Source organism: Streptomyces sp. NPDC054883 (genome assembly GCF_053610645.1).
Genome location: NZ_JBSGYT010000006.1, coordinates 46,453 through 70,926, shown reverse-complemented (window position 1 = coordinate 70,926; position 24,474 = coordinate 46,453). Strand labels below are relative to the sequence as shown.

Sequence of the window (24,474 nt, the reverse complement as noted above, 5' to 3'; positions counted from 1 at the left end):
CAGATCAGACGCCAAAGGAAACAGTCCCCAACTGGCCCAACGCCCTCCAACGGCGCATCCGTACCCGTGGCGGGCGGGGTGGCGGGCGGCGGCCGACGGCAGGAAGGGCGGAGGGGAAAGAAAGAAGGGACGCCGAAGCGTCCCTTGCAGATCATGCTGGCTGGAGTCTAGCGTCGACGCGAGAGCGCGGATCAGGTGAGCGCAGGCTCCGCCTGGGATACGTCGAGGGTGTCCAGCAACGTGTCTCCGTGCTGAGCGGCGGCTGCATTCAGCGCGTCGTTCTCGGACTGAATTCGTCCGAGTTCGGACTCAAGGTCCTGGACGCGCTGCTGAAGCCGTCGCATCTCGGCGAGGAGTCGCGGGTCAGAACCGCCGACGTAACCGAGAAGCGCCTTTGCCATGATGGATGGTCCTCCACACTGAGTGACCGACCGAAGCGGTGTGGGTCGTGAGGGAATCGCACCCGCGGCGGTCCGGCAGCGACTGTCAGTCACTGCGCTTACTACTGTCAGCGCTGCCAAACAGCTCAGGTGCGCGGGGCTTCCAGCGTCTCACCAAAAAGTTTGACGGTCAACACGATCACGCCCTGTATCGGCGGGCAGCCCGGCCCTCGCACGGGGGGCGGAGATCATCCTCGCCTCCGAGCCTTCCACGATTCGGCGCGCGCGGCAACGCCGCCGCGGGGAATCCGCAGTTCCCAGGCCTGCGGACCGGCCGGGGATCGGATCAGCGCATCATCGGCCGATCTGTCACCGGATCCCGAACCCGTCGTAGCCACCGCGCGGTGTGCCCCAGATCTCTGTCACTCCGTCCACCCGCCCGGGCGTGTCGGACGAGCGGAGCCAGTCCAGCAGCCGGTGGCAATTCTCACGTTGACCCTCGGCCACCACCTGTACTCGACCGTCGTCCAGGTTCAGCGCGAAGCCGACCAGCCCGCCGATCTCCAGCGCATTGGCCCTGGTGAACCAGCGGAAGCCCACTCCCTGTACACGGCCGCGCACCCATGCGGTCAGCCGGACGTCTTCGTTCATGCGTGAACGCTAACCGGACGATCACTTTCCAGGCACATCACCCCCCTGGGCCCATGGCGTACAGTCGCGCACCAATGAACTCACCCATTTGGGGGAGTTAGGGATGATCTTGTAAGAAAGGCCAGCCGGATGGGACGCCACCGACTCCACGCCGCACCGCCCCGTGGCGGCGAGCGCCGCACCGTCGTGCGCAACGGTCTGCTGGGCGTTTCGGTGGCCGTGGCCCTCGGCACGGCGGCCGTCACCACCGGACTCGTGCCGGTCGGCAGTTCCTTCCCCTACGTGGGTACGGACTCCGGCTCCAAGACCGAGGCCAAGGCGTCGGCCAGCCCCGACGCCGGGCGCTCCCTCCAGCAGCAGGGCGGCCTCACCGGGCTCCCCGGCCGGGCCGTTCCCTCCTCCGCGGCGAGCAGCGCCTCGCCCACCCCCTCCGCGTCGCCTTCCCCCTCCGCTTCCGCCTCCCCCTCACCGTCGCCCACGCCCACACCCGCGGCGTCGACCAAGACACCGGAGCCGACGAAGACCACGGCCGCCCCGAAGCCCGCCGCCCCGAAGCCCCCCAAGCCCGCGGCGCCCAAGCCCCCCGCCCCCGTGCCCGTGCCCGTGCCCGCGGCTCCGGTGCCCGCAGCGGGCGACGGCCACTCCGCCGAGGAGGCGGCCGTCCTCACCCTGGTGAACCAGGAGCGCGCCCAGGCGGGATGCGGCCCGGTCCGGGCCAACCCGCCGCTCGCCTCACTGGCGGCGGCGTTCAGCAAGGACATGGCGGTACGGGGCTTCTTCGACCACACCGACCCCGACGGCCGGACCCCTTGGGACCGGGCCCAGGCCGCAGGCATCTCCGGCCTCGGCGGCGAGAACATAGCCCGGGGCCAGGGTGACGCCGCATCGGTGATGAAGGCCTGGATGAACAGCCCGGGGCACAAGGCGAACATCCTCAACTGCGAGTTCCGCACCCTGGGCGTCGGCGCCTACTTCGCCGCCGGCGGCCCGTGGTGGACCCAGGACTTCGGTTTCTGAGCGGAAGCGCCTCAGGCGGCCAGCACGGCACGGCCGGCCACGAGCACGCGGGTGTGCTCCGCGACCCGGCGGCCGAGGTGCTCGGCGGTGGCTATGTCGGCCTTGTGCACGTCCTCCACGCCGTGGTCGGTGTGGGTCTGGGCGGCCGCGCCGGAGAAGAAGCCCAGCCGGTTGAGGTCGTTCTCCGAGGCGGTGCTGGTGTTCCAGCCCGGCTTGAGACCGAGGTTGACCCAGCTCATGGAGTGCTGCGCGGCCAGCGTCTGGAAGTAGCCCAGCGTGCCCGACTTGTCGCCGCTCTTCGAACCGGAGTTCGTGAACCCGGCGGCGACCTTGTCCTGCCAGACATCGCCGAACCAGCGCTTCGAGGTGGCCTCGGCGAAGGCGTGGAAGGCGCCCGAGGCGGTGCCCATGTAGGTCGGCGAACCGAAGACGATCGCGTCGGACGCGTCGAGGAGGTCCCACTGCGCGTCGTCGATCTCGTCGACCTTGATCAGGTGAACCGTGGCGCCGGCTTCGACGGCGCCCGCCCGGACGGCCTCGGCGAGGACCGCGGTGTGTCCGTATCCGGAGTGGTAGGCGATGGAGACGACGGGGGTGTGGGCAACGGCGGACATGGCGGTTCTCCTCAGGAGTGCTCGTGGTGGCCGCCCCGCGGAGCGGCGGGGCGACGAACACAAGAGAAGCACTAACTTTTGGATAGCGCAAGCATCCGGTTAGCGCTGTGGAGGAGTACGCTTGCGCTATGGAGAAACCCCTCTGCCCCGAGACGACGTACACGGACCTCCCGTTCGACGTGTTCGCGCGCACCTGCCCGTCGCGGGAAACCCTGGAGCACGTCACCGGCCGCTGGGGCAGCCTCACGGTGGGCGCCCTGCGCGAAGGCCCCTGCCGCTTCAACGAGCTGCGCCGCCGGGTCGACGGCGTGAGCGAGAAGATGCTCTCGCAGACCCTGCACGCGCTGGAGCGGGACGGCATCGTCACCCGTGACGCCCAGCCGACCAACCCGCCCCGCGTGGACTACGAGCTGACGCCCCTCGGCCGCGAGGTCGCCGACCGGCTGCTGTCGCTCATCCACTTCCTGGAGGGCAGCATGCCCGAGGTCCTGTCCTCGCGGCAGACCTACGACGGCAGCCGCGGCAGCCGCTGACAGCGCGGGCAGAAGTAGCTCGACCGGTTCATCCACGGCCGGCGCCGCATCGGCGTGCCGCAGCGCCGACAGGGCTCGTCCTCGCGCCCGTACGCGTCGAGCGACCGGTCGAAGTAGCCGGACTCGCCGTTCACGTTGACGTAGAGGCTGTCGAAGCTGGTCCCGCCGACGGCGAGGGCGGCGTTCATGACGTCCCGGACGTGCGTGAGGAGTTCCACGCTCCGGGGGCGCGTGAGCGTGGCGGTGGGCCGCTCGTAGTGCAGCCGCGCGCGCCACAGCGCCTCGTCCGCGTAGATGTTGCCGACGCCGCTGATCAGCGACTGGTCCAGCAGCGCCCGCTTGAGGGTGGTCCGCTTGGCTCGCAGGGCGAGGTGGTAGGAGGCCTCGTCGAACAGGGGATCCAGCGGGTCGCGCGCGATGTGCGCGATGACGTCGGGCAGCCCCTCGGCGCTCTCGGGAACGGTCTCGTGCAGCGAGAGCCCGCCGAAGGTGCGCTGGTCGACGAAGCGCAGCTCGGTCCCGGCGTCGTCCGCGAAGCGCACCCGGATCCGCAGGTGCTTCTCGTCCGGCGTCCTGGCCGGCTGCACCAGCAGCTGCCCGCTCATCCCGAGGTGCCCGAGCACCGAGAGGTCCCGGCCCTCCAGGGGCAGCCACAGGTACTTGCCGCGCCGCATCGGCACCCCGAAGGTCTGGCCGGTCAGCCGGGCGACGAAATCGGCCCCGCCGCCGGGATGGCGGCGTACGGCCCGGGGGTGCAGCACCTCGACGCCGGCGACCGTCCGCCCGGCCACCCAGCGCTCCAACCCCCGCCGCACCACTTCGACTTCGGGCAGCTCGGGCACGGTGTTCCTCCGACGGGTACGGTTCTGCGGCGCTCACTCGCGAGCCTACCGGCCACCACCGACAGACCGCCCCGAGCGGCCCGGGAAACAGGACGCCCGCCCCTGCGAGGCAGGGGCGGGCGGTGATCCCGAAGGAAGCGTCAGGCGCTCGGCGCCGGACCGGCGGGCGTCGGCGCCCCGCCGTCCACGGCCGCGGCGTCGGGCTCGGCCGAGGCCGGGACCGCCGCCGGAGCGGCGGCGGCCGCGGCTGCCGCCGCGATCCGCTCGTCCGCCGCGGCGCGGATCCCGCGCCACGCGGACTCCGCCGCCTGCTGTTCCGCTTCCTTCTTGCTGCGGCCGGTGCCGGTGCCGTACGAGACACCACCGACGCGAGCGGCAGCTGTGAAGGTCTTCTCGTGGTCCGGTCCGGTCTCGGTGACCAGGTATTCCGGTACACCGAGCCCTTCGGCCGCCGTGAGCTCCTGGAGACTGGTCTTCCAGTCCAGGCCGGCCCCGAGGTTGGAGGACTTCTCGATGAGCGGGTCGAAGAGCCGGTGCACCAGCTCCGAGGCCGCGTCGAGACCCTTGTCGAGGTAGACCGCGCCGATCACCGCTTCAAGGGTGTCGGCGAGGATGGAGGCCTTGTCCCGGCCACCCGTGCCCTCTTCGCCCCGGCCGAGCCGGATGAAGGAGCCCAGGTCGAGGCCGCGCCCGACCTCCGCCAGTGCGCGCGAGTTGACCACCGCGGCCCGCAGTTTGGCCAGCTGGCCTTCCGGCAGGTCGGGGTGGGTCGTGTACAGCGTGTCCGTGACCACCAGGCCGAGCACGGAGTCCCCGAGGAACTCCAGGCGCTCGTTGGTGGGCAGACCGCCGTTCTCGTACGCGTACGAGCGGTGGGTCAGCGCACGCACCAGAAGGGCGGACTCGAGTTGGTACCCGAGCCGCCCTTCCAGAAGCACGTGGGACGAGGCCGCGTTGTTACTGTCTGCCTGCTTCTCAGCGTTGGACAGCTCAGACATTGCGCCTCTCACCAGCCGCTCAGACCTCGAGGACCTGGCGCTTGTTGTAGGTGCCGCAGCTCGGGCACGCAATGTGCTGGAGCTTCGGCTCCTGGCAACGCTCACACGAAACCAGGGTGGGGACCGCAGCCTTCCACTGCGACCGGCGGTGGCGCGTGTTGCTGCGCGACATCTTCCGCTTCGGAACAGCCACGGCTACTTCTCCTGCTTCTCGGCGGCGCTCTGAACTCCGTCAGATGCAGTGCCGCTCATGTTGTCCTTCTCGTCGTCCTGATCGGTCACGACGAGTTCCTGCAGAGCCGCCCAACGGATGTCGACGGCGTCATGGTGGTGGTCCGGGTCCTCGTTCAGATTGAGCCCGCATTCCGGGCACAGTCCGAGACAGTCCTCCCGGCACACCGGCTGCAGCGGCAGTGCGAGCACCACCACGTCGCGCAGCACGGGTTCGAGGTCGAACAAGCCGTCCTCAAGGTGGAGCGTGTCCTCGTCGTCCTCGGCGTCGTCGGCCGGCTCCGCCTTGGAGCGGCTCCGGTCGTCGGCGTCAGGGTACGAGAACATCTCCTGGAAGTCCGCCTTGAGCTCGCGCTCGACGGACTCCAGACACCTTACGCACTCCCCCACGGCCCGGCCACGAGCGGTGCCTGTGACAAGCACCCCTTCCATGACCGATTCCATGCGGAGGCTGAGCTTCAGCGGGGCGCCTTCCGGCACTCCGATGACGTCGGCGAGACCGAGGTCCGCCGGCGCCGCGACCTCGCGGGACAGCCGCTGCATGGCACCAGGACGCCGACCCAGCTCGTGCGTGTCGAACACGAGGGGGTTGCGGTGGTCAAGGTGGGTGCTCAGGGCCGGTTCCTGCTTTCACAGATCGCTGAAGGTCAAACCCGCTGCACTCAAGAGGCTGAGCCGCTCAAGGGCAGCATGGATCGCGGTGCATACGCGCGACCGAACAGCCAGGATACCCGGCGCCGCGCCCAGCGCCCAATCCGGTCTAGCGTCCCTGCTCATACTGCCGCAGCTGGTCCAGGTTGATCATGCTCGTGTCGAAGAAGCTGGTCTCGTCGAGCGCGGGCTGCTGGGGCGCCTGGGGCTGGTGGTAGGCCGCGTAGGGGTCCGGCTGCTGCTGGTAGGGCATGCCGTACGGGTCCGGCTGCTGGCCCTGCTGCTGGTAGCCGTACGGGTCCTGGTAACCGGGGTACGGATCGTGCTGCGGCTCCTGCTGCGCCTGCGGCTGCTGCCCGTAGGCGTACGCGTCGTAGACCGGTTCCTGCCGGGCCTGGGCCGGGACGGACACCGGGACCATCTCGGGCGCGGGTTCGGCGAGGCCCGCCAGGAAGTCCGCGTCGCTCGCCGAGCGGGACTGCGAGGAGCCCGCCGCGTCCTGGGCGGCCATGTGCGCGCCGAGGTCGTCCGTCGGCGCCCGGCCCAACAGCTTCTGGCGGCCCCGGCCGACGGCCTCCAGGGTCTTGGAGAGCACCGCTTCGAAGGTGGCCAGCTTGGTGTCCACGTACGCGTCCGCCTGCTCGCGCTGCGTCTGCGGGTCGCCGCTGCGCTCGGGGGCGTCCGTCTCGGGGTACCCGTGCTCGTCCAGCCCCGGGCCGCGCCCCAGCAGTTTCTCGCGGCCCCGGTCCACGGAGCCGATGGTCTTGCTGAGCACGACCTCGAAGTTCGCGAGCTTGCTGTCGACGTAGTCGTCCGCCTCGGCCCGGATCTCCCCGGCCTCCCGGCGGGCGTCCGCCAGGATCCGGTCGGCCTCGGCCTGCGCGCGCCGGGCGATCTCGGTGTCGGAGATGAGCGAACCGCGCTGGGCGTGCGCGGACTCGATGATGCGGTCCGCCTCCCGGCGGGCCTCCTCGACCATCTGGTCCCGGCCGCCGATGAGCTCCTGTGCCTGCGCGAGCGAGCCGGGGAGCGCCTTGCGGACCTCTTCCAGCCCGGCGAGCAGCTCCGCGCGGTTGATCACGCAGGAGGCCGACATGGGCATGGACCGGGCGCCGCTGACGGCCGCGACGGTCTCGTCGAGCTTCTTCTGCACGTCCATGGGGGCTCGCACTCTCTCGGCCTCGGGCGGTTCCCGAGTCGGACGGGACGACTGTAAGGCCGCCGGGTGACCGCGCGGGACCGGCTGTCGCAACGCCCGGCGGTCAGCGCTCCGCGAGCCGGGCGAGGAGCGCCGCGTGCACGTGGGCGGGCAGCAGGTGGGCGACGTCACCGCCCCAGGCCGCGACCTCCTTGACCAGGGAGGACGACAGGAAGCTGTAGGTGGGATTGGTCGGCACGAACAGCGTTTCGACGCCGGAGAGGCCCATGTTCATCTGGGCCATCTGGAGTTCGTAGTCGAAGTCGCTGACGGCGCGCAGGCCCTTGACGATCGCCGGGATGTCCCGCTGCTTGCAGAAGTCGACGAGCAGCCCGTGGAAGGACTCGACCTCCACGTTGCCGTAGTCGGCCGTCGCCTCGCGGATCAGCTCGATCCGCTCCTCGACGGTGAACAGTCCCTTCTTGGACTGGTTGATCATCACGGCCACGTGGACGACGTCGTAGAGCCGGGAGGCCCGGCCGATGATGTCGAGGTGTCCGTTGGTGATGGGGTCGAACGACCCGGGACAGACGGCGCGGCGCAAGTGAAGTCCCTCGCTCTCCGGTGCGGGCATCATGATTCTTCGCTGGTGAAGGCGGCGCGACCGTACCAAAGGGTGCCTTCGCCGTACTTCCGCGACCGGAGCGGCTCGAACCCGTCGGGCCAGGGGAAGGCACCGCTCCTGGTGCTGCGTTCCACGGTGACCAGTGCGTCGTCCGTGAGCCAGCCATTGGACCGGAGTGTGAGCAGGATCTCTCCAAGATCGTCGTGTCCGACGGCGTACGGCGGGTCCAGGAACACGATGTCGTACGGCTCCGCGTGCGCGGCGGCCGCGACGATCTGTTCCGCTTTCCCGGCCCGGAATTCGGCGCCCGGCAGACCGACCGCCTTGATGTTGTCGCGGATCGCCTTGGCGGCCTTCGCGTCGGGCTCGACCAGCAGGGCGTGGTCCGCGCCGCGCGAGAGCGCCTCCAGACCGACCGCGCCGGAGCCGGCGTACAGGTCCAGCACGCGGGAGCCCGGCACGCCGTGCAGGGACTCCCAGGTGGAGAAGAGCCCTTCGCGCATCCGGTCCGAGGTCGGGCGGGTGCCGGTGCCGGGCGGCACGGCCAGCCGTCGCCCGCCGGCGCTGCCGGCGATCACGCGGGTCATCTGGGTCCTTCGGGGTGCAGGGGGCGGTGGAGAGGGCGGGGGTGCTCGGGGGCTCCAACGATATGTCGTACCGGTCAGCCCTTCTCCAGGTACTGCTCGCGCTCGGTGTCCAGCAGGGCGTCCAGCGCCGTACGCAGTCCGGGCAGCCGGGTCAGCTCGGGGTCCTCGGCGACCACGCGGGTGGCTTCCTCGCGGGCCTGGGCGATGACCTCCTCGTCCTCGATGACCGCGAGCATCCGCAGCGAGGAGCGCACGCCCGACTGGGCCTGGCCGAGCACGTCGCCCTCGCGGCGCTGCTCCAGGTCGATCCGGGACAGCTCGAAGCCGTCCAGGGTGGCGGCGACGGCGGCGAGCCGGGCGCGGGCGGGGCTGGCCTCGTGCATCTCGCTGACCAGCAGGCACAGTCCGGGCGCGGAGCCGCGGCCGACGCGGCCGCGCAGCTGGTGCAGCTGGGAGACGCCGAACCGGTCGGCATCCATGATCACCATCACGGTGGAGTTCGGCACGTTCACCCCGACCTCGATGACGGTGGTGGCCACGAGCACCTCGACCTCGCCCGCGGCGAAGCGCCGCATGACGTCGTCCTTGTCGGCGGGGTCCATCCGGCCGTGCAGCACCTCGACCGACAGCCCGGCGAGCGGCCCCTTGACCAGCTGTTCGGCGATCTCCAGGACGGCCAGCGGCGGCCGCTTCTCGCTCTCGTCCTCGGCGGACTTCTTCTTGGCGTCGTCCTCCGCGTCACCGATGCGCGGGCAGACCACGTACGCCTGGTGGCCGTTCCCGACTTCCTCGCGGACCCGCTCCCAGGCGCGGGCGAGGAAGTGCGGCTTGTCCTTCGCGGGGACCACGTGCGTCGCGATCGGGGAGCGGCCGGCGGGCAGCTGGTCGAGGACGGAGGTCTCCAGGTCGCCGAAGACGGTCATGGCGACGGTGCGCGGGATCGGGGTGGCGGTCATGACCAGCAGGTGGGGCGGCTGTTTGCCCTTGGAGCGCAGCGCGTCGCGCTGTTCGACGCCGAAGCGGTGCTGTTCGTCGACCACGACCAGGCCGAGGTCGTGGAAGCGCACCTTGTCCTCGATCAGGGCGTGCGTGCCGATGACGATGCCGGCCTCGCCGGTGACCAGGTCCAGGAGCGCCTGGCGCCGCGCGGGCATCCCCATGGAGCCGGTGAGCAGTACGACCTTGGTACCCCGGTCGGAGCCGCCGAGCATCCCGCCCTCGGCCAGCTCGCCCATCATCTCGGTGATGGAGCGGTGGTGCTGCTGGGCGAGCACCTCGGTGGGCGCGAGCATCGCGGCCTGCCCGCCGCAGTCCACGACGGCGAGCATGGCCCGCAGCGCGACCATCGTCTTGCCGGAGCCGACCTCGCCCTGGAGCAGGCGGTGCATGGGGTGTTCGGTGGCGAGGTCGTCGAAGATCTCCTTCGAGACGGTCTGCTGGCCCTCGGTGAGGGTGAAGGGCAGCTTCCCGTCGAAGGCGTCGAGCAGGCCGCCCGGGGCGGGGCGGCGGGGGACGGCCGGGAGCTGGGAGTCGGCGTGCCGGCGCCGGGCGAGGGCGACTTGGAGGACGAAGGCCTCGTCCCACTTGAGGCGTTGGCGGGCGTCCTCGATGTCGGCCTTGGCGGCCGGCCGGTGGATCTTCACCAGTGCTTCGGGGAGCGGGATCAGCCCGCGCCCCTCGCGCAGCGCGGGGGGCAGCGGGTCCACGGTCTCCCGGACCCTGGGCAGCACCGCGTCCACGCATTTGGCGATCTTCCACGACTCCAGCTGCTTGCAGGCCGGGTAGATCGGGATGAGCTGGTTCGCGAAGGCGGCCGCGGCCCCGCCGGCGTCCTCCGCCTCCTTGCCGAGCGGCTCGTACGCGGGGTGGGCGAGCTGGAGCTTGTGGTTGAACTTGGAGACCTTGCCCGCGAACATGGCGCGGCTGCCGGGCAGCAGGTCCTTGTGCGGTTTGTGGACACCCGAGCCGAAGAAGACCAGCTGGAGCCGGCCGCTGCCGTCGGTGATGGTGACTTCGAGGCGCTTCCCGCCGCCCCGGCTGCCCTGGTAGGTGAGGAGTCTCGCGTCCGCGACCTGCGCGACGACCGTCACGTGCTCGTCGAGCTGGTCGGCGAGGCCGGCGAGGGGCGTGAGCTCCCCGCGCTCCGCGTACCGCCGCGGGTAGTGGTGGAGCAGGTCCAGGGCCGTGTGCAGGCCGAGCTGCTCGGCCAGCACCTTGGCGGTGGCGGGGCCGAGGGTCTTCTTGAGGTCTTCGTCGAGCGCGGGCACGTGTTCCATTGCACACCATGGCGCCGACAACGCGGCTATTCGACCCCGATGAGCAGCGGCGCCGAGTAGCGGCCGCCGCGGTAGGTGACGGTGTCGACGGCCAGGTGTCCGTGCTGGACGTACGCCTCCAGGCGCGCGGCGAGCGCGTCGGGGACCTCCGGTCCGAGGACGAGGGTGACGAGTTCGCCACCGGAGCCGAGCATCCGCGCCAGGACGGCCTCCGCGGTCTCCGGCAGACCGGTTCCGATGACGGCGATGTCGCCGTCGATCAGGCCGAGGACGTCCCCGGCCTGGCAGATGCCGGCGGAGGTGAAGGACTGCCGTTCGGCGACGGCCAGTTCCCCGTAGCGGGTGGCGCCCGCGGCCGCCGTCATGGCCACCACGTCCTCGTCGAAGGTGGCGTCCGGGTCGTGCACGGCGAGGGCGGCCAGGCCCTGGACCGCCGAGCGGGCGGGGATCACGGCCACGCGCACGCCATCGGCCCTGGCCTCCTCGGCGGCCGCGGCGGCCGCCGCGCGCCACTCGGTGCCGCTGGGCAGCACCACCACCTCGCGGGCGTGGGCCCGCCGGATCGCGTCGGCGAGTTCGGCGACCGCCGGTGTCTCCCCGGGCCGGGCCAGGACGGTGGTCGCGCCCGCGTCCGCGCAGAGGCCGGCCAGCCCCTCGCCGGGGACCACGGCGACCACGGCCCGCTGGGCGCGCTCGGTCCGCGCGCGGCGCCGCTCGTCGCCGAAGTGGGTGATGCGGATGCGGTAGGGCCGCCCGGCGACCACTCCGGCCTCCACGGCCGCCCCGGGGTCGTCGACGTGGACGTGGACGTTCCAGAGCCCCTCGCCGCCGACCACGACCAGCGAGTCGCCGAGTCCGTCGAGCCGGGCCCGCAGGGTCGCCACCGCGGCTTCGGTGGCCTCCAGCAGGTAGATCACCTCGTACCCGGGCCCGCCCAGCTCCGTCGCGTCGCAGGGCTGCGGCGACTGCGGTACGGGCACGGCCCGGCCCCGGACCGGCTCCGGGGCCGGCTCCTGGCCGGACAGCGCCTGCCACAGCGCCCCGAGTACGGCGACCACCCCGCAGCCCCCGGCGTCGACCACCCCGGCCCGGCCGAGCGCCGCCAGCTGTCCCGGGGTCTCGGCCAGGGCGGCGCGGGCCCCGTCGTAGGCGGCCCGGGCCACGTCCGCGGCGGTCCCCGCGGCGGCCCCGGCCGCCCGCGCCGCGGCGGTGGCGACGGTGAGCATGGTGCCCTCGACGGGGTGCGCGACGGCCTGGTACGCCTCTTCCGCGGCCCGGGTCAGGGCCTGCGCGAGCATCGGGCCGGGTGCCCGTCCCCCCGGTTCGGTGCCGAGTACGTCGGCCACCCCGCGCAGCAGCTGCGCGAGGATCGTCCCGGAGTTGCCCCGGGCGCCTATGAGGGCGCCGTGCGCGTAGGCCCGTACGGCTTCGGGGAGCGAGGGGGCGGGCGCGGCCGGGGTCACGTCCTCGAAGGCCGCGGCCAGCTCGCGGTCGGCCGACTCGGCGGTGAGGTAGAGGTTGGTGCCGGTGTCGGCGTCCGCGACGGGGTAGACGTTGATGGCGTCGATGTCCTCGCGGGCCCGGTCCAGGGCGGCCAGGGCCAGCGAACTCCAGGTGCGCACCGCTTCGGCGTCGAGCTCGTCGGCGGGCTGCGGCTGGGGCTCGTGCGGCACCGGGCGTTCCTCCTTGTGCGGGCCAGGGTTCACCGCAGGGTAACGAAGGCCGGCCGCCCGGGGCGGGGCCGGCGGAGCCCATGGTAGTTTTCTTGGACGGGCGCAGTCGTTGTATGCTGCTCCGGTTGCCCGATGAGAGTCGGGCCATTTCCCCCGGCAAACCACTTCGGATCTCTGATTCCGGTGCGCCGGATTCACTGTAAGTGCACCTGAAGTCTTTGGAGTGACCTGTGGCTGCCAACTGCGACGTTTGCGCCAAGGGGCCGAGCTTCGGCAACAACATCTCCCACTCGCACCGCCGCACCTCGCGTCGCTGGAACCCGAACATCCAGCGCGTCCGTGCCGTGGTCAATGGGACGCCGAAGCGCCTCAACGCCTGCACCTCGTGCATCAAGGCCGGCAAGGTCTCGCGCTGACGCCTCTCGTCGTCGTAGCGCAGCCCTTTCCGGTTGCCAAGAAGGCCGGTCCACCTCGTGGACCGGCCTTTTGCCTTGCCCCGCGGTAAGGGGGCGGCGCCGGTGCGGTCACCGGCCCCGCCCCCTTACCCGTATGCGGGCCCGGTCCTAGGCCCGCCACCGCCAGGCGTGGTCCACGGGGCCGATGCCCGCGCCGAGGGCGAAGCCGGCCGCGATGGCACCGGTGACGTACTCCTTGGCCGCCGTGACGGCGGCGGGCACGTCCAGGCCCCCGGCGAGGCCCGCCGCGACGGCGCTGGCCAGGGTGCATCCCGTGCCGTGGGTGTGCCGGTTGTCGTAGCGGGGCGCGCGCAGCCAGTGTTCCGCGGCGCCGTCGGTCAGCAGGTCCACGGCTTGGTCGCCGGACGCCGCCAGGTGGCCGCCCTTGATCAGGGCCCAGCGGGGCCCGAAGCCGAGGACCGCGTCGGCGGCCCGCCGCATGTCGTCCTCGCTCCCGACCACGACCCCGGTGAGCTGCGCCACCTCGTCGAGGTTCGGGGTCGCCACCGTGGCCCGGGGCAGCAGCTCCTCGCGTACGGCGTCCAGCGCGGAGACGGCGAGCAGCGCGTCGCCGTGTTTGGAGACGCCCACCGGGTCGACGACCGCCGGGGCCGCGGTGCCGGCGAGGAGTTCGGCCACCGTCTCCACGAGGACCGCCGAGGACAGCATTCCGGTCTTGACCGCCTGCACCCCGATGTCGTCCACCACGGCCCGGTACTGGGCCCTGACGGCTTCGGCGGGCAGTTCCCAGGCTCCCTGCACGCCGAGCGAGTTCTGCGCGGTCACGGCCGTGACGACGCTCATCCCGTGCACGCCGAGGGCCAGCATCGTCTTGAGGTCGGCCTGGATGCCGGCGCCGCCCCCGGAGTCTGATCCGGCGACGGTCAGGCACAGCGGCGGACGGCTCACCGCGAGGGCTCCTCGGCGGTCGGGTCGGTGCCGAAGTGGTCCCAGCCGCCGGTGCTGGTCCAGGGGGCGCCGTCGACGGTCACCTGGGGCAGCGCGGAGCGGTTCTGCACCTCGCCGATGACCTTCCAGCGGGCGGGCAGCTTCACGTCGGGCGGGAAGGTCGCCACGATGGCGTGGTCCTCGCCGCCGGTGAGCACCCACTGGAGCGGGTCCACTCCGACGGCCTGGCCGATGTCGTACATCTGGCTCGGGATGTCGACGGCCGCCGAGCGCAGGTCGATCCGTACCTTGCTGGCCTCGGCGATGTGCCCGAGGTCGGCGACGAGGCCGTCGCTGACGTCGGTCATGGCGGTGGCGCCGAGTCCGGCCGCGGCGGGGCCCGCGTGGTAGGGCGGTTCGGGGCGACGGTGTGCCTCCACGAAGGCCCGCGGGGAGCGGAAGCCGCGCGAGAGCACGGCGAAACCGGCCGCGGACCAGCCCAGCCAGCCGGTGACGGCCACCACGTCGCCGGGCCGGGCGCCGGAGCGCAGCACCGGTTCGTGGTTGCGCAGGTCACCCAGGGCGGTGATGGCGACGGTGATGGTGTCACCGCGTACGACGTCGCCGCCGACCACGGCCGCGCCGGCGACCTGGCACTCGTCGCGGATGCCGTCCATCAGCTCGGTGGGCCAGGTCACCGGCAGTTCCGCCGGTACGACGAGGCCCAGCAGGAGCGCGGTCGGCACCGCGCCCATGGCGGCGATGTCGGCGAGGTTCTGGGCGGCGGCCTTGCGGCCGACGTCGTACGCCGTGGACCAGTCGCGCCGGAAGTGCCGGCCCTCCAGCAGGATGTCCGTACTCGCCACGACCCGCCGGTCGGGGGCCGACACCACCGCGGCGTCGTCCCCGGGTCCGAGCCGGACCGCCGGGGTGGTGGTGAGCCGTGAGGTGAGCTCCCGAATGAGCCCGAACTCCCCCAGCTCGCCCACAGTGCCCTTCATCGCTGTGCCCCTTCTTGCCCAGTCCGCTTGCGGTCGCGAGCCGTCACAGCTCTGGGTACCGTCAACAGATACGTCAACTTCTGCTCCATGTGCGCCCCGCCGTGCGCGGTGCCGGGCTCGCGGGTCTCCCCGCGGCGCTCGGCGACGCGGTACCGTGGCGTCCCTTCTTCCCCGGGCCCACCCGCAGTTCCAGGGCCCAACCGAAGGTTAGGGGAAATGATCCTCGTGGCCGCCCTGGAGGTTCCGTGGTACAGGCGTACATCCTTATCCAGACCGAGGTGGGCAAGGCGTCGTCCGTCGCCGAGTCCATCGGCCAGATCGCGGGGGTGATCCAAGCCGAGGACGTCACGGGCCCGTACGACGTGATCGTGCGCGCCCAGGCCGACACCGTCGACGATCTCGGCCGCATGGTGGTCGCCAAGGTCCAGCAGGTGGAGGGGATCACCCGCACCTTGACCTGCCCGGTGGTCCATCTGTAGCCCCGTCTAGTCTTGGCCGGTGATGTCTGTCCACCACCGGCCGCTGCGTCTGCTGGCCCTGTCCGCCTGTACCGCCCTGCTGGCCCTCGCGGGCTGCGCCCCGGACGGTTCCCGGGCCCGGCTGGACCCACCGCCCACGCCGCCCGCCGACGTCGCGGGACTCTGTGCGGCACTGCACGAGGAGCTCCCCGACACGGTGGCCGGCCTGGAGCGGACCGGCACCACACCCGAGTCGCCGCTGACCGCCGCGTGGGGCGGCTCGGCGATCGTACTGCGGTGCGGTATCCCCAAGCCCCCGAAGATGTCCGATCCGAAGGCGGACGGCGTCGACGTCAACGGGGTGGGCTGGCTGGTGGAGCGGGTGCCCGACGGCGAGGGCGGCGGCTACCGGTTCACGACCGGGCTGCGGCTGGCGTACACCGAGGTCCGGGTGGACAAGGAGCACGCCACCGACGCGCAGATGCTGGTCGGGCTGTCCGCGGCGGTCGCCAAGACCGTGCCCGAGGGCATCTCCTCCTACTGAGGGGCCGCCCGGCCCCCGTTTCCACGAGGACCGCCCGCCGGAGTTCCGGCGGGCGGTCCTTTCGTGTGTGCGGCCCCGTCGGGCTCAGCGCAGCCCGGTGGAGCGGCGCAGGGCGGCCTGGATCAGCAGGTCGACCAGCTCCGGGTACTCGACGCCCGACTCCTGCCACATGCGCGGGTACATGGAGATGGGGGTGAAGCCCGGCATGGTGTTGATCTCGTTGATGACGAAGGTGCCGTCCTCGGTGAGGAAGAAGTCGGCGCGCACCAGGCCCTCGCACGAAGCGGCCTCGAAGGCCTCGACGGCGAGCCGCTGCACCTCGGCGGTCTGCTCGGGGGTGAGCGGGGCGGGCACGATCCCGGAGGCCGAGTCGATGTACTTCGCCTCGAAGTCGTAGAAGTCGTGGCTGGATACCGGCGGGATCTCGGCCGGGGCGCTCGCGCGGGGGCCGTCCTCGAATTCCAGCACGCCGCACTCGATCTCGCGGCCGCGCAGCAGCGCCTCCACGATGATCTTCGGGTCGTGGCGCTGGGCCTCGGCGACGGCCGCGTCCAGGGCGGAGGCGTCGTCGACCTTGGTGATGCCGATGGAGGAGCCGGCCCGGGCGGGCTTGATGAACAGCGGCCAGCCGTGTTCGGCGGCGAAGTCCAGGATCTTCCCGCGGGCGGCGTCCGGGTCGGCCCACTCGCGGGGCCGGACGGTCACGTACGGGCCGACGTTCAGCCCGAAGGAGGTGAACACCCGCTTCATGTAGTCCTTGTCCTGGCCGACGGCCGAGGCGAGGACGCCCGAACCGACGTACGGGACGCCGGCGAGTTCCAGCAGCCCCTGGAGGGTGCCGTCCTCGCCGTACGGGCCGTGCAGCACGGGGAAGACGACGTCGACCTCGCCCAGGGCCTTGGGAACGGCGCCCGGCTCGGTGTAGACCACCTCGCGGTTGGCGGGGTCGACGGAGAGGACGACGGCGCCCTCCTCGGAGTCCGCGAGCTCGTCGACGTTCGGGAGCTTCCGGTCGGCGATGGCCATCCGGGCGGGCTCGTCGGCGGTCAGCGCCCACCGGCCGTCCGTGGTGATGCCGATGGGCAGCACCTCGTACTTGGACCGGTCGATGGAGCGCAGCACGGCGCCCGCGGTGACGACCGAGATGGCGTGTTCCGAGCTGCGGCCGCCGAACACGACGGCCACGCGGGGCTTGCGGCCCTGCTGCTCAGGGGTCTGGGGGAGGTTCTCGCTGCTCATATCGCCACGAGAGTACCCGCTCGGACGTCCGGAAAGGACTCAGCGGCGTTCCGGTTTGGCGCTGCGGCTCATCAGTTCCTTCAATGCGACCAGCGTGGGCTTGCCGTGGTGCACGATGTCGACGACCGTCTCGGTGATCGGCATGTCCACTCCGTGCCGGTGGGCCAGATCTGCCACCGACTGGCAGGACTTGACCCCTTCCGCGGTCTGCTTGGTGACCGCGATGGTCTCCTCCAGGGTCATCCCGCGGCCGAGGTTCGTGCCGAAGGTGTGGTTCCGGGAGAGCGGCGAGGAGCAGGTGGCGACCAGGTCGCCGAGGCCCGCGAGGCCGGAGAAGGTGAGCGGGTCCGCGCCCATGGCGAGGCCGAGGCGGGTGGTCTCGGCGAGGCCGCGGGTGATGAGCGAGCCCTTGGTGTTGTCGCCCAGGCCCATGCCGTCCGCGATGCCCACGGCGAGGCCGATGACGTTCTTGACGGCTCCGCCGAGCTCGCAGCCGACGACGTCGGTGTTGGTGTACGGGCGGAAGTACGGGGTGTGGCAGGCGGCCTGGAGGCGCTGGGCGACGCCCTCGTCCACGCAGGCGACCACGGAGGCGGCGGGCTGGCGGGCGGCGATCTCACGGGCCAGGTTGGGGCCGGTGACGACGGCGACGCGCTCGGCCGGGACGCCGGCGACTTCCTCGATGACCTCGCTCATCCGCTTGGCGGTGCCGAGTTCGATGCCCTTCATCAAGGAGACGAGCACGGTGTCGGGGGCCAGCAGGGGCGCCCAGGCCGCCAGGTTGCCGCGCAGGGTCTGGGAGGGGACGGCGAGGACCGTGAAGTCGGCCCCCTCGGCGGCTTCGGCCGCGTCCGTGGTGGCCCGGACGTTCGCGGGGAGTTCGACGCCGGGCAGGTAGTCCGGGTTGGTCCGGCCGCTGTTGACGGCGTCGGCCAGCTCCTTGCGGCGGCCCCAGAGGGTCACCTCGCAGCCGGCGTCGGCGAGGACCATGGCGAACGCCGTGCCCCAGGAGCCGGTTCCGTAGACGGCCGCCTTCACGGGACGTGTCACTTCATGCCCTCCCCCGCGGCCTTGCGCCGCTGTTCCGCCCTGGCCTTGCGGTGGTCGTACGGCTGCTCGGGCGCCTTCTCGCCGCGCAGCTCCTCCAGCAGCCCGGTGACGGCCGCCATGATGGTCTCGGTGGCCGCCTTGAGCACCTCGGGGGTGGGTTCCCGGTCGTAGAACTCGGAGAGGTCCACGGGCGGTCCGGCGAGCACCTGGAGGGTCTTGCGGGGGAACAGGCTGACCTTGTTCTCCTTGGCGTAGGGCGGCATCGCGAGGTTCGCGCCCCACTGGGCCACCGGGATGACGGGCGCCTTGGTGACCAGCGCCACCCTGGCCACGCCGGTCTTGCCGGCCATGGGCCACATCCCCGGGTCCCGGGTGAGGGTGCCCTCCGGGTAAAAGGCCACGCATTCCCCGCGTTCGATGGCGGCGACGGCCGCCCGGAACGCGTCCAGGGCGTTGGTGGTCTCCCGGTAGACGGGGATCTGTCCCGAACCGCGCAGGATCATGCCGACGAAAGGCACCTTGAACAGGCCTGCCTTCGCGAGCAGCCGCGGGACCCGGCCGGTGTTGTACTGGAAGTGCGCGTAGGACAGCGGGTCCAGATACGAGTTGTGATTGACGGCGGTGATAAACCCGCCGTCGGCCGGAATGTGGTGCATTCCCCGCCAGTCCCGCTTGAAGAGCACTACCAGCGGCGGTTTCGCGATGACCGCCGCCAGGCGGTACCAGAAGCCGATTCTGCGGCGGGACACTCGGACACCTTCCTCTAGGACCGGGGGCACGGCGTGGGCGCCTCGTGGGCCGGACAAGTGTCGCCCCAGGTCCGGTCTCTGTCGAGAACACCGTACGCCCCGCTCAGACCGCGGGACCCACCCGTGCCCGGGCGGAGGGGACAATGGGCCCACTGACGACCGGGCCGTGACCTGACCACGGCCCGAACGCGTGCGGGGGCGCACCGGAGGGAAGGGGGCCGCGACGAACGCCGTCTGGACGCTGGTGATCCCGTTGAAGCCGCTGGCACTGGCCAAGAGCCGGCTGGCCGCGGCCGTCGGCGGCTCCCGCCCGGGGCTCGCGCTGGCCTTCGCCCAGGACACCGTGGCGGGGGCGCTGGCCTGCGCGGCGGTGGCGGATGTGGTGGTCGTCACGGACGACGCCGTGGCGGGTGCGGAACTGGCGCGGCTGGGGGCACGGATCGTTCCGGACGCGCCGGGCGCGGGCCTCAACGCGGCGCTGGCCCACGGTGCGCGGGCCGTACGGTCGGGTCGGCCCGGGTCGGCGGTGGCCGCGCTGAACGCGGACCTGCCCGCACTGCGGCCGCCCGAATTGCTACGCGTGCTCGATACCGCTTCGGTATTTCCGCGGGCTTTTCTGGCCGATGCGGCGGGAATCGGGACGACCCTGCTTTCCGCTGGTCCGGACATGGAATTGGCGCCCTCGTTCGGCGGCCCGTCGCGGGCCAGGCATTCGGCGTCCGGGGCGGTGGAAATCGCCCTGACCGGCGTCGACAGCGTCCGCCGGGACGTGGACACGGGCGCCGATCTGCGCACGGCGCTCGCGCTCGGGGTGGGCCGTCACACGGCCCGATACAGTGCCGGTATGCAGGCGACCGCGTACACGTACGACTCCCGGACCCGCAGCGGCAGTGTGCTGCTGGACGACGGCACCCCGGTGCCCTTCGAGGCCGCGGCGTTCGACGCGGGCGGCCTGCGGCTGCTGCGTCCCGGGCAGCGCGTGCGGATCGAGACGGAGGGTTCGGGCGCGGACCTGCGCATCACCCTGGTCACCCTGCAGACCTTCTGACGGGGTCGGTGCGGCCTGTGCACCGCCCCCACCTGCGGGGATCCGCCGCGTGAACGCACCGCGGGCCGGCTTCCCCGCCGTGGGGAAGCCGGCCCGGCGTGTGTGACTCGCGCCCCGATTACTTCTTGCGGGCGGTGGTCTTCTTCGCGGTGGTCTTGCGCGCCGTCGTCTTCTTGGCGGGCGCGGTGGTCTTCGCGGTGGTCTTCTTGGCCGCCGGAGCCGTCTTCTTGGCCGTGGACGTGGCCTTCTTGGCGGTGGTCTTCTTCGCCGCGGAGGTGGAGGGACCCGCCGCCGTCTTCTTCGCGGGGGTGGTCTTCTTGGCGGCCGCGGTCGTCTTCTTGCTGACGGCCTTCTTGGTGGCGGCGGCGGTGGTGGTCTTGCGCGCGGAGGTCGACTTGGCCGCCGTCTTCTTCGCGGTGGCCTTCTTGCCGACGGCCTTGGCGATGGTGGGCGGCGGGCCCGAAAGGCTGCCCTTGGGCGCCTTCTTGACGGCGACCTCTCCGCCCTTGGGGAGCTTCTTGGTGCCGCTGACCAGGTCCTTGAAGCCCTGGCCCGCACGGAACCGGGGAACCGAGGTCTTCTTGACCCGGACGCGCTCACCCGTCTGCGGGTTACGGGCGTAGCGGGCCGGACGGTCGACCTTCTCGAACGAGCCGAAGCCGGTGACCGAGACCCGGTCGCCCGCGACGACCGCGCGGACCATGGCGTCCAGTACCGCGTCGACCGCGTCCGCGGCCTGCTGGCGGCCGCCGAGCTTGTCGGCAATCGCTTCTACGAGCTGCGCCTTGTTCACGTCTTCCCCTTCGGAGACTTCGCCAGAACGAATGTGTTCAAGCTTATTTCGCACGTTAGGCGGATATATACCGCAAATCAAACACGAAACGGGCTAATCACCCTAGTGCCGCAACGTTGTAAGCCGTTACGGAGTTCCTTCGCATCAGTCGCCTTCAGGGAATCGACCCTCGTCGAGGTCCTTCATCAACCTGTCCAGGCGCCTTGCCGCATCGGCGAGATCATGCTTCGCCGCGGCCGTGACGACCAACAGCTTCCGGGACAGCGCCATCCTTACGCCCTCCGGGACTTGCAGCGTGCGCACTCTTGCGTGTGCTTCTTTCAATCGGTTCGCGACCACTTCGTAGAGCTCAAGTTGACTGTCGCGTTCCATGCACAGATTGTGCCATCTGGGGCGAGTTGTCGCCTCACGGGGCCTCAACACACGGCTGTGCCCCCCGCCGGAAGGCGGAGGGCACAGTGTGGGCGACGTGATCACCCGTGGGCGGATAAGCGCTGATCAGGCTGGAATCACAGCCGAATCGTGCGCGGCTTGAAGGTGGGCCGGGTGCTTTCGTACGTGGCGATGTCCGCTTCGTTCTGAAGGGTGAGGGAGATGTCGTCCAGGCCCTCCAGGAGACGCCAGCGGGCGTTGTCGTCGAGTTCGAACTCAGCCTCGACGCCTTCTGCTCGGACCTTGCGGTCCACCAGGTCGACCGTGATCTCGGCCGTGGGGTCCGCCTCGGTCAGCTGCCACAGCCGCTCCACGGTCTCCTGCGGCAGCACGACGGTCAGCAGACCGTTCTTCAGCGAGTTGCCGCGGAAGATGTCGGCGAAGCGCGAGGAGATGACGGTCTTGAAGCCGAAGTTCTGCAGGGCCCAGACGGCGTGCTCGCGCGAGGAGCCGGTGCCGAAGTCGGGGCCGGCGACCAGCACGGTCGCGCCGGCCCGCTCCGGACGGTTGGTGACGAACTCCGGGTCCTTGCGCCAGGCCTCGAAGAGCCCGTCCTCGAATCCGTCGCGGGTGATCTTCTTCAGCCAGTGGGCCGGGATGATCTGGTCGGTGTCGACGTTGCTGCGGCGCAGCGGGACGGCCCGGCCGGTGTGGGTGGTGAAAGCTTCCATGATTCAGACTCCGGCGGGGGCGGTGACGTCGGACAGGTCGGTGGGCGAGGCCAGGTGGCCCAGGACCGCGGTCGCGGCGGCCACCTGCGGGGAGACCAGGTGGGTGCGCCCGCCCTTGCCCTGACGGCCCTCGAAGTTGCGGTTGGAGGTGGACGCGGAGCGCTCACCGGGGGCCAGTTGGTCGGGGTTCATGCCCAGGCACATCGAGCAGCCCGCGTGCCGCCATTCGGCCCCGGCCTCCTTGAAGACCTTGTCCAGGCCCTCCTCCACGGCCTGGAGCGCGACCCGGACGGAACCGGGGACGACCAGCATCCGTACGCCGTCGGCGACTTTGCGGCCCTCGACGATGCCCGCCACGGCGCGCAGGTCCTCGATCCGGCCGTTGGTGCAGGAACCTACGAAGACGGTGTCGACCTTGATGTCGCGCAGCGGCTGCCCGGCCGTCAACCCCATGTACTCCAGGGCCTTTTCTGCGGCCAGGCGCTCCGAAGCGTCCTCGTACGAAGCCGGGTCGGGGACGCTGGCCGACAGCGGCGCGCCCTGGCCCGGGTTGGTGCCCCAGGTGACGAACGGGGACAGCGCGGCGCCGTCGATGACGACCTCGGCGTCGAAGACGGCGTCGTCGTCGGTGCGCAGCGTCTTCCAGTAGGCGACCGCCGCGTCCCAGTCCTCGCCCTCGGGGGCGTGGTCGCGGCCCTGGAGGTAGTCGAAGGTGGTCTGGTCGGGGGCGATCATGCCCGCGCGGGCGCCGGCCTCGATCGACATGTTGCAGATGGTCATGCGCGCTTCCATCGACAGCTTCTCGATGGCGTCGCCGCGGTATTCCAGGATGTAGCCCTGGCCGCCGCCGGTGCCGATCTTGGCAATGATCGCCAGGATGAGGTCCTTGGCGGTCACGCCCTCGGCCAGCGCGCCGGTGACGGTGATCGCCATCGTCTTGGGGCGGGCCAGCGGCAGCGTCTGGGTGGCCAGCACGTGCTCGACCTGGCTGGTGCCGATGCCGAAGGCCAGCGCGCCGAAGGCGCCGTGCGTGGAGGTGTGCGAGTCGCCGCAGACCACGGTGGTGCCGGGCTGGGTCAGTCCCAGCTGCGGTCCCACCACGTGGACGACACCCTGCTCGACGTCGCCCAGCGAGTGCAGGCGGACCCCGAACTCGGCGCAGTTGCTGCGCAGCGTCTCCAGCTGGGCCCGGGAGACCGGGTCCGCGATCGGCTTGTCGATGTCGATGGTGGGGGTGTTGTGGTCCTCGGTCGCGATGGTGAGGTCCAGGCGGCGGACCTTGCGGCCGGCCTGGCGCAGACCCTCGAAGGCCTGGGGGCTGGTCACCTCGTGCAGCAGGTGCAGATCGATGAAGAGGAGATCGGGCTCGCCCTCGGCGCGCCGGACGACATGGTCGTCCCAGACCTTCTCCGCGAGTGTCCTACCCATCGCTTTCCCTCCGGCCGGCCGGTTGTGCCGGCGCTTCATAGAGATTTCGTGCGCCTGTATCGCCCGTACCCCACGTCCCGGACGACGGCTCGGACCCAGTGGTTCGTGGACCCGCACATACAGACTCGCTCGTTCTTGGAAAAATTGAACTTGCGTTTCACAGTGTGAGACGTGAATATCGTTTCATGGACAACTCTAGCGGCGTCGGCGTTCTCGACAAGGCAGCTCTGGTACTGAGCGCACTGGAGTCCGGTCCGGCCACCCTCGCCGGGCTGGTCGCGGCGACAGGGCTCGCACGACCCACGGCACATCGCCTTGCCGTGGCACTGGAACACCACCGGATGGTGGCGAGGGACATGCAGGGCCGGTTCATCCTCGGCCCGCGGCTGGCAGAACTTGCCGCCGCGGCCGGCGAGGACCGCCTGCTGGCCACGGCCGGACCGGTGCTCACCCACCTCCGCGACGTGACGGGCGAGAGCGCGCAGCTCTACCGGCGTCAAGGCGACATGCGCATCTGCGTGGCCGCGGCCGAGCGGCTGTCGGGTCTGCGGGACACCGTCCCGGTGGGCTCCACGCTCCCGATGAAGGCCGGCTCGGCCGCGCAGATCCTGATGGCCTGGGAGGAGCCCGAGCGGCTCCACCGCGGGCTCCAGGGTGCGCGCTTCACGGCGACCGCCCTGTCGGGCGTACGGCGCCGCGGCTGGGCCCAGTCGATCGGCGAGCGGGAGCCCGGCGTGGCCTCCGTCTCGGCGCCGGTGCGCGGACCGTCGAACCGGGTGGTGGCCGCCGTGTCGGTCTCCGGCCCGATCGAGCGGCTGACCCGGCATCCCGGACGGATGCACGCCCAGGCGGTCATCGACGCCGCCGGCCGGCTGAGCGAGGCCCTGCGCCGCACCGGCTGACCCCGCCCCGCCCTTCCCCCTTCCCTTCCGGGCCCGGGGGCGCGTACGACGCCGCACACGTCCGAACACGCGCCTCCGGGCCCGCACTTCTGCCCGCGCGCCGGCCCCGCCGCTCGGCCCGGACATGACGAAGAGGCCCTCCGCGATGATCGCGGAGGGCCTCTCCCACATGTACCCCCGACCGGATTCGAACCGGCGCTACCGCCTTGAGAGGGCGGCGTGCTAGGCCGCTACACAACGGGGGCAAAGCACTGCGTTACTGCTGCACTGCGCTGGGCTACCAGGACTCGAACCTAGAATAAGGGAACCAGAAACCCTCGTGTTGCCAATTACACTATAGCCCATAGTGGTCTAGACCAAGCTAGACATAGTACCCCCGACCGGATTCGAACCGGCGCTACCGCCTTGAGAGGGCGGCGTGCTAGGCCGCTACACAACGGGGGCCCTAGCGATCCTGCATCAAGACGTCCGGGAGCTACCCAGTGGAGGTCTTGCGGGAAGGATCTGTACCCCCGACCGGATTCGAACCGGCGCTACCGCCTTGAGAGGGCGGCGTGCTAGGCCGCTACACAACGGGGGCAAAGCACTGCGTTACTGCTG

Annotated in this window: 27 protein-coding genes, 4 tRNA genes and 1 pseudogene; 7 read left to right on the top strand and 25 right to left on the bottom strand. The window is 71.3% G+C overall.

Features of this window, described 5'->3' with window-relative positions; all coding sequences use genetic code 11:
- Positions 1–191: 191 nt before the first annotated feature.
- Together ACWGH1_RS07015 and ACWGH1_RS07010 are read right to left on the bottom strand one after the other, a co-directional pair.
- Positions 192–401 (bottom strand): hypothetical protein, encoded by a 210-nt coding sequence (locus ACWGH1_RS07015; protein WP_136213338.1) that lies wholly within the window; start codon positions 399–401, stop codon positions 192–194.
- 348 nt (positions 402–749) lie between these two features.
- Entirely contained in the window at positions 750–1,031 is a 282-nt protein-coding gene (locus ACWGH1_RS07010) for an acylphosphatase (protein WP_453355303.1), read from the bottom strand.
- A 129-nt stretch (positions 1,032–1,160) separates the two neighbouring features.
- On the opposite strand from ACWGH1_RS07010, the gene ACWGH1_RS07005 reads away from it, so the two are divergent.
- Complete coding sequence (locus ACWGH1_RS07005; RefSeq protein WP_453355302.1) at positions 1,161–2,048, top strand: CAP domain-containing protein; 888 nt, start codon at positions 1,161–1,163, stop codon at positions 2,046–2,048.
- A gap of 11 nt (positions 2,049–2,059) precedes the next feature.
- Here the strand turns inward: ACWGH1_RS07005 and ACWGH1_RS07000 are convergent, their stop codons facing one another.
- On the bottom strand, positions 2,060–2,662 hold the full coding sequence (locus tag ACWGH1_RS07000) for a flavodoxin family protein (RefSeq protein WP_453355301.1): 603 nt from the start codon (positions 2,660–2,662) through the stop codon (positions 2,060–2,062).
- A gap of 128 nt (positions 2,663–2,790) precedes the next feature.
- Between ACWGH1_RS07000 and ACWGH1_RS06995 the strand changes: the two genes are divergently transcribed.
- The gene (locus ACWGH1_RS06995; RefSeq protein ID WP_453355300.1) at positions 2,791–3,195 is read left to right on the top strand and encodes a winged helix-turn-helix transcriptional regulator; all 405 of its coding nucleotides are present in this window, start codon (positions 2,791–2,793) and stop codon (positions 3,193–3,195) included.
- Here ACWGH1_RS06995 and mutM read toward each other — a convergent pair.
- The 9 genes from mutM to ACWGH1_RS06950 all read right to left on the bottom strand — a co-directional run bounded on the left by mutM (position 3,168) and on the right by ACWGH1_RS06950 (position 12,216).
- Complete coding sequence (mutM, locus tag ACWGH1_RS06990; protein ID WP_453355299.1) at positions 3,168–4,037, bottom strand: bifunctional DNA-formamidopyrimidine glycosylase/DNA-(apurinic or apyrimidinic site) lyase; 870 nt, start codon at positions 4,035–4,037, stop codon at positions 3,168–3,170. The two genes, ACWGH1_RS06995 and mutM, sit on opposite strands and share 28 nt — an antisense overlap.
- A gap of 140 nt (positions 4,038–4,177) precedes the next feature.
- A complete protein-coding gene (gene rnc, locus ACWGH1_RS06985) occupies positions 4,178–5,035 on the bottom strand; it encodes a ribonuclease III (protein ID WP_453408492.1) in 858 nt (285 codons plus the stop codon).
- A 19-nt stretch (positions 5,036–5,054) separates the two neighbouring features.
- Complete coding sequence (rpmF, locus tag ACWGH1_RS06980; RefSeq protein WP_003965982.1) at positions 5,055–5,228, bottom strand: 50S ribosomal protein L32; 174 nt, start codon at positions 5,226–5,228, stop codon at positions 5,055–5,057.
- 2 nt (positions 5,229–5,230) lie between these two features.
- Positions 5,231–5,881, bottom strand: a complete 651-nt coding sequence (locus tag ACWGH1_RS06975) for a YceD family protein (RefSeq protein WP_361310236.1) — start codon at positions 5,879–5,881, stop codon at positions 5,231–5,233.
- A 145-nt stretch (positions 5,882–6,026) separates the two neighbouring features.
- The gene (locus ACWGH1_RS06970; RefSeq protein WP_453355019.1) at positions 6,027–7,076 is read right to left on the bottom strand and encodes an ATP synthase F0 subunit B; all 1,050 of its coding nucleotides are present in this window, start codon (positions 7,074–7,076) and stop codon (positions 6,027–6,029) included.
- A 103-nt stretch (positions 7,077–7,179) separates the two neighbouring features.
- On the bottom strand, positions 7,180–7,659 hold the full coding sequence (coaD, locus tag ACWGH1_RS06965) for a pantetheine-phosphate adenylyltransferase (RefSeq protein ID WP_453355021.1): 480 nt from the start codon (positions 7,657–7,659) through the stop codon (positions 7,180–7,182).
- Positions 7,660–7,688: 29 nt separating this feature from the next.
- Entirely contained in the window at positions 7,689–8,267 is a 579-nt protein-coding gene (gene rsmD, locus ACWGH1_RS06960) for a 16S rRNA (guanine(966)-N(2))-methyltransferase RsmD (protein ID WP_453355018.1), read from the bottom strand.
- A 74-nt stretch (positions 8,268–8,341) separates the two neighbouring features.
- On the bottom strand, positions 8,342–10,543 hold the full coding sequence (gene recG, locus ACWGH1_RS06955; RefSeq protein WP_453355017.1) for an ATP-dependent DNA helicase RecG: 2,202 nt from the start codon (positions 10,541–10,543) through the stop codon (positions 8,342–8,344).
- A gap of 26 nt (positions 10,544–10,569) precedes the next feature.
- Complete coding sequence (locus ACWGH1_RS06950; protein WP_453408491.1) at positions 10,570–12,216, bottom strand: DAK2 domain-containing protein; 1,647 nt, start codon at positions 12,214–12,216, stop codon at positions 10,570–10,572.
- A 230-nt stretch (positions 12,217–12,446) separates the two neighbouring features.
- Between ACWGH1_RS06950 and rpmB the strand changes: the two genes are divergently transcribed.
- On the top strand, positions 12,447–12,632 hold the full coding sequence (rpmB, locus tag ACWGH1_RS06945) for a 50S ribosomal protein L28 (protein WP_007266795.1): 186 nt from the start codon (positions 12,447–12,449) through the stop codon (positions 12,630–12,632).
- Between the two features lie 147 nt (positions 12,633–12,779).
- Here the strand turns inward: rpmB and thiD are convergent, their stop codons facing one another.
- Positions 12,780–13,580 carry a bifunctional hydroxymethylpyrimidine kinase/phosphomethylpyrimidine kinase gene (gene thiD / locus ACWGH1_RS06940; RefSeq protein ID WP_453357187.1) on the bottom strand — a complete coding sequence of 267 codons (801 nt, stop codon included), beginning with the start codon at positions 13,578–13,580 and terminating at the stop codon, positions 12,780–12,782.
- The gene (locus ACWGH1_RS06935) at positions 13,577–14,560 is read right to left on the bottom strand and encodes a thiamine-phosphate kinase (protein ID WP_453408490.1); all 984 of its coding nucleotides are present in this window, start codon (positions 14,558–14,560) and stop codon (positions 13,577–13,579) included. The genes thiD and ACWGH1_RS06935 overlap by 4 nt, the downstream gene beginning before the upstream one ends.
- Positions 14,561–14,805: 245 nt before the next feature.
- Between ACWGH1_RS06935 and ACWGH1_RS06930 the strand changes: the two genes are divergently transcribed.
- Together ACWGH1_RS06930 and ACWGH1_RS06925 are read left to right on the top strand one after the other, a co-directional pair.
- Positions 14,806–15,039 (top strand): Lrp/AsnC ligand binding domain-containing protein, encoded by a 234-nt coding sequence (locus ACWGH1_RS06930; RefSeq protein ID WP_453357185.1) that lies wholly within the window; start codon positions 14,806–14,808, stop codon positions 15,037–15,039.
- Positions 15,040–15,061: 22 nt separating this feature from the next.
- Complete coding sequence (locus ACWGH1_RS06925; RefSeq protein ID WP_453357188.1) at positions 15,062–15,562, top strand: DUF3515 domain-containing protein; 501 nt, start codon at positions 15,062–15,064, stop codon at positions 15,560–15,562.
- Between the two features lie 84 nt (positions 15,563–15,646).
- Here ACWGH1_RS06925 and ACWGH1_RS06920 read toward each other — a convergent pair whose 3' ends face one another.
- The 3 genes from ACWGH1_RS06920 to ACWGH1_RS06910 are packed head-to-tail and all read right to left on the bottom strand — an operon-like array spanning position 15,647 to position 18,600.
- The gene (locus ACWGH1_RS06920; protein WP_453356493.1) at positions 15,647–16,801 is read right to left on the bottom strand and encodes a D-alanine--D-alanine ligase family protein; all 1,155 of its coding nucleotides are present in this window, start codon (positions 16,799–16,801) and stop codon (positions 15,647–15,649) included.
- Positions 16,802–16,840: 39 nt separating this feature from the next.
- Positions 16,841–17,851, bottom strand: coding sequence for an NAD(P)H-dependent glycerol-3-phosphate dehydrogenase (locus tag ACWGH1_RS06915; RefSeq protein ID WP_453356492.1), 1,011 nt, complete (start codon positions 17,849–17,851; stop codon positions 16,841–16,843).
- On the bottom strand, positions 17,848–18,600 hold the full coding sequence (locus ACWGH1_RS06910) for a lysophospholipid acyltransferase family protein (protein WP_453356491.1): 753 nt from the start codon (positions 18,598–18,600) through the stop codon (positions 17,848–17,850). The genes ACWGH1_RS06915 and ACWGH1_RS06910 overlap by 4 nt, the downstream gene beginning before the upstream one ends.
- A gap of 190 nt (positions 18,601–18,790) precedes the next feature.
- On the opposite strand from ACWGH1_RS06910, the pseudogene cofC reads away from it, so the two are divergent.
- Positions 18,791–19,447 (top strand): annotated as a pseudogene (gene cofC / locus ACWGH1_RS06905) (2-phospho-L-lactate guanylyltransferase); the annotation flags it as partial.
- 319 nt (positions 19,448–19,766) lie between these two features.
- On the opposite strand, the gene ACWGH1_RS06900 reads toward cofC, so the two are convergent.
- The 4 genes from ACWGH1_RS06900 to leuC form a co-directional block, all read right to left on the bottom strand.
- Entirely contained in the window at positions 19,767–20,441 is a 675-nt protein-coding gene (locus ACWGH1_RS06900; protein ID WP_453408489.1) for an HU family DNA-binding protein, read from the bottom strand.
- Positions 20,442–20,585: 144 nt separating this feature from the next.
- Positions 20,586–20,813, bottom strand: a complete 228-nt coding sequence (locus ACWGH1_RS06895) for an SCO5555 family protein (protein ID WP_136213320.1) — start codon at positions 20,811–20,813, stop codon at positions 20,586–20,588.
- A 137-nt stretch (positions 20,814–20,950) separates the two neighbouring features.
- On the bottom strand, positions 20,951–21,544 hold the full coding sequence (gene leuD / locus ACWGH1_RS06890; protein ID WP_453356534.1) for a 3-isopropylmalate dehydratase small subunit: 594 nt from the start codon (positions 21,542–21,544) through the stop codon (positions 20,951–20,953).
- A gap of 3 nt (positions 21,545–21,547) precedes the next feature.
- A complete protein-coding gene (gene leuC / locus ACWGH1_RS06885; RefSeq protein ID WP_453356535.1) occupies positions 21,548–22,972 on the bottom strand; it encodes a 3-isopropylmalate dehydratase large subunit in 1,425 nt (474 codons plus the stop codon).
- Between the two features lie 185 nt (positions 22,973–23,157).
- Between leuC and ndgR the strand changes: the two genes are divergently transcribed.
- Positions 23,158–23,874, top strand: a complete 717-nt coding sequence (gene ndgR / locus ACWGH1_RS06880) for an IclR family transcriptional regulator NdgR (RefSeq protein WP_453356536.1) — start codon at positions 23,158–23,160, stop codon at positions 23,872–23,874.
- A gap of 172 nt (positions 23,875–24,046) precedes the next feature.
- Here the strand turns inward: ndgR and ACWGH1_RS06875 are convergent.
- The 4 genes from ACWGH1_RS06875 to ACWGH1_RS06860 all read right to left on the bottom strand — a co-directional run bounded on the left by ACWGH1_RS06875 (position 24,047) and on the right by ACWGH1_RS06860 (position 24,454).
- Positions 24,047–24,119 (bottom strand) — tRNA-Glu (locus ACWGH1_RS06875).
- A 27-nt stretch (positions 24,120–24,146) separates the two neighbouring features.
- A tRNA-Gln gene (locus ACWGH1_RS06870) sits at positions 24,147–24,218 on the bottom strand.
- 27 nt (positions 24,219–24,245) lie between these two features.
- Positions 24,246–24,318: transfer RNA gene (locus ACWGH1_RS06865), tRNA-Glu, on the bottom strand.
- A 63-nt stretch (positions 24,319–24,381) separates the two neighbouring features.
- Positions 24,382–24,454: transfer RNA gene (locus tag ACWGH1_RS06860), tRNA-Glu, on the bottom strand.
- Between the last annotated feature and the right edge of the window lie 20 nt (positions 24,455–24,474).

Coding starts and splice junctions, on each gene's coding strand:
- ACWGH1_RS07015 (WP_136213338.1), bottom strand. CDS start 401: ATGGCAAAGGCGCTTCTCGGTTACGTCGGCGGTTCTGACCCGCGACTC.
- ACWGH1_RS07010 (WP_453355303.1), bottom strand. CDS start 1,031: ATGAACGAAGACGTCCGGCTGACCGCATGGGTGCGCGGCCGTGTACAG.
- ACWGH1_RS07005 (WP_453355302.1), top strand. CDS start 1,161: ATGGGACGCCACCGACTCCACGCCGCACCGCCCCGTGGCGGCGAGCGC.
- ACWGH1_RS07000 (WP_453355301.1), bottom strand. CDS start 2,662: ATGTCCGCCGTTGCCCACACCCCCGTCGTCTCCATCGCCTACCACTCC.
- ACWGH1_RS06995 (WP_453355300.1), top strand. CDS start 2,791: ATGGAGAAACCCCTCTGCCCCGAGACGACGTACACGGACCTCCCGTTC.
- rnc (WP_453408492.1), bottom strand. CDS start 5,035: ATGTCTGAGCTGTCCAACGCTGAGAAGCAGGCAGACAGTAACAACGCG.
- ACWGH1_RS06970 (WP_453355019.1), bottom strand. CDS start 7,076: ATGGACGTGCAGAAGAAGCTCGACGAGACCGTCGCGGCCGTCAGCGGC.
- rsmD (WP_453355018.1), bottom strand. CDS start 8,267: ATGACCCGCGTGATCGCCGGCAGCGCCGGCGGGCGACGGCTGGCCGTG.
- recG (WP_453355017.1), bottom strand. CDS start 10,543: ATGGAACACGTGCCCGCGCTCGACGAAGACCTCAAGAAGACCCTCGGC.
- ACWGH1_RS06935 (WP_453408490.1), bottom strand. CDS start 14,560: ATGAAGGGCACTGTGGGCGAGCTGGGGGAGTTCGGGCTCATTCGGGAG.
- ACWGH1_RS06925 (WP_453357188.1), top strand. CDS start 15,062: ATGTCTGTCCACCACCGGCCGCTGCGTCTGCTGGCCCTGTCCGCCTGT.
- ACWGH1_RS06920 (WP_453356493.1), bottom strand. CDS start 16,801: ATGAGCAGCGAGAACCTCCCCCAGACCCCTGAGCAGCAGGGCCGCAAG.
- ACWGH1_RS06895 (WP_136213320.1), bottom strand. CDS start 20,813: ATGGAACGCGACAGTCAACTTGAGCTCTACGAAGTGGTCGCGAACCGA.
- leuD (WP_453356534.1), bottom strand. CDS start 21,544: ATGGAAGCTTTCACCACCCACACCGGCCGGGCCGTCCCGCTGCGCCGC.
- leuC (WP_453356535.1), bottom strand. CDS start 22,972: ATGGGTAGGACACTCGCGGAGAAGGTCTGGGACGACCATGTCGTCCGG.
- ndgR (WP_453356536.1), top strand. CDS start 23,158: ATGGACAACTCTAGCGGCGTCGGCGTTCTCGACAAGGCAGCTCTGGTA.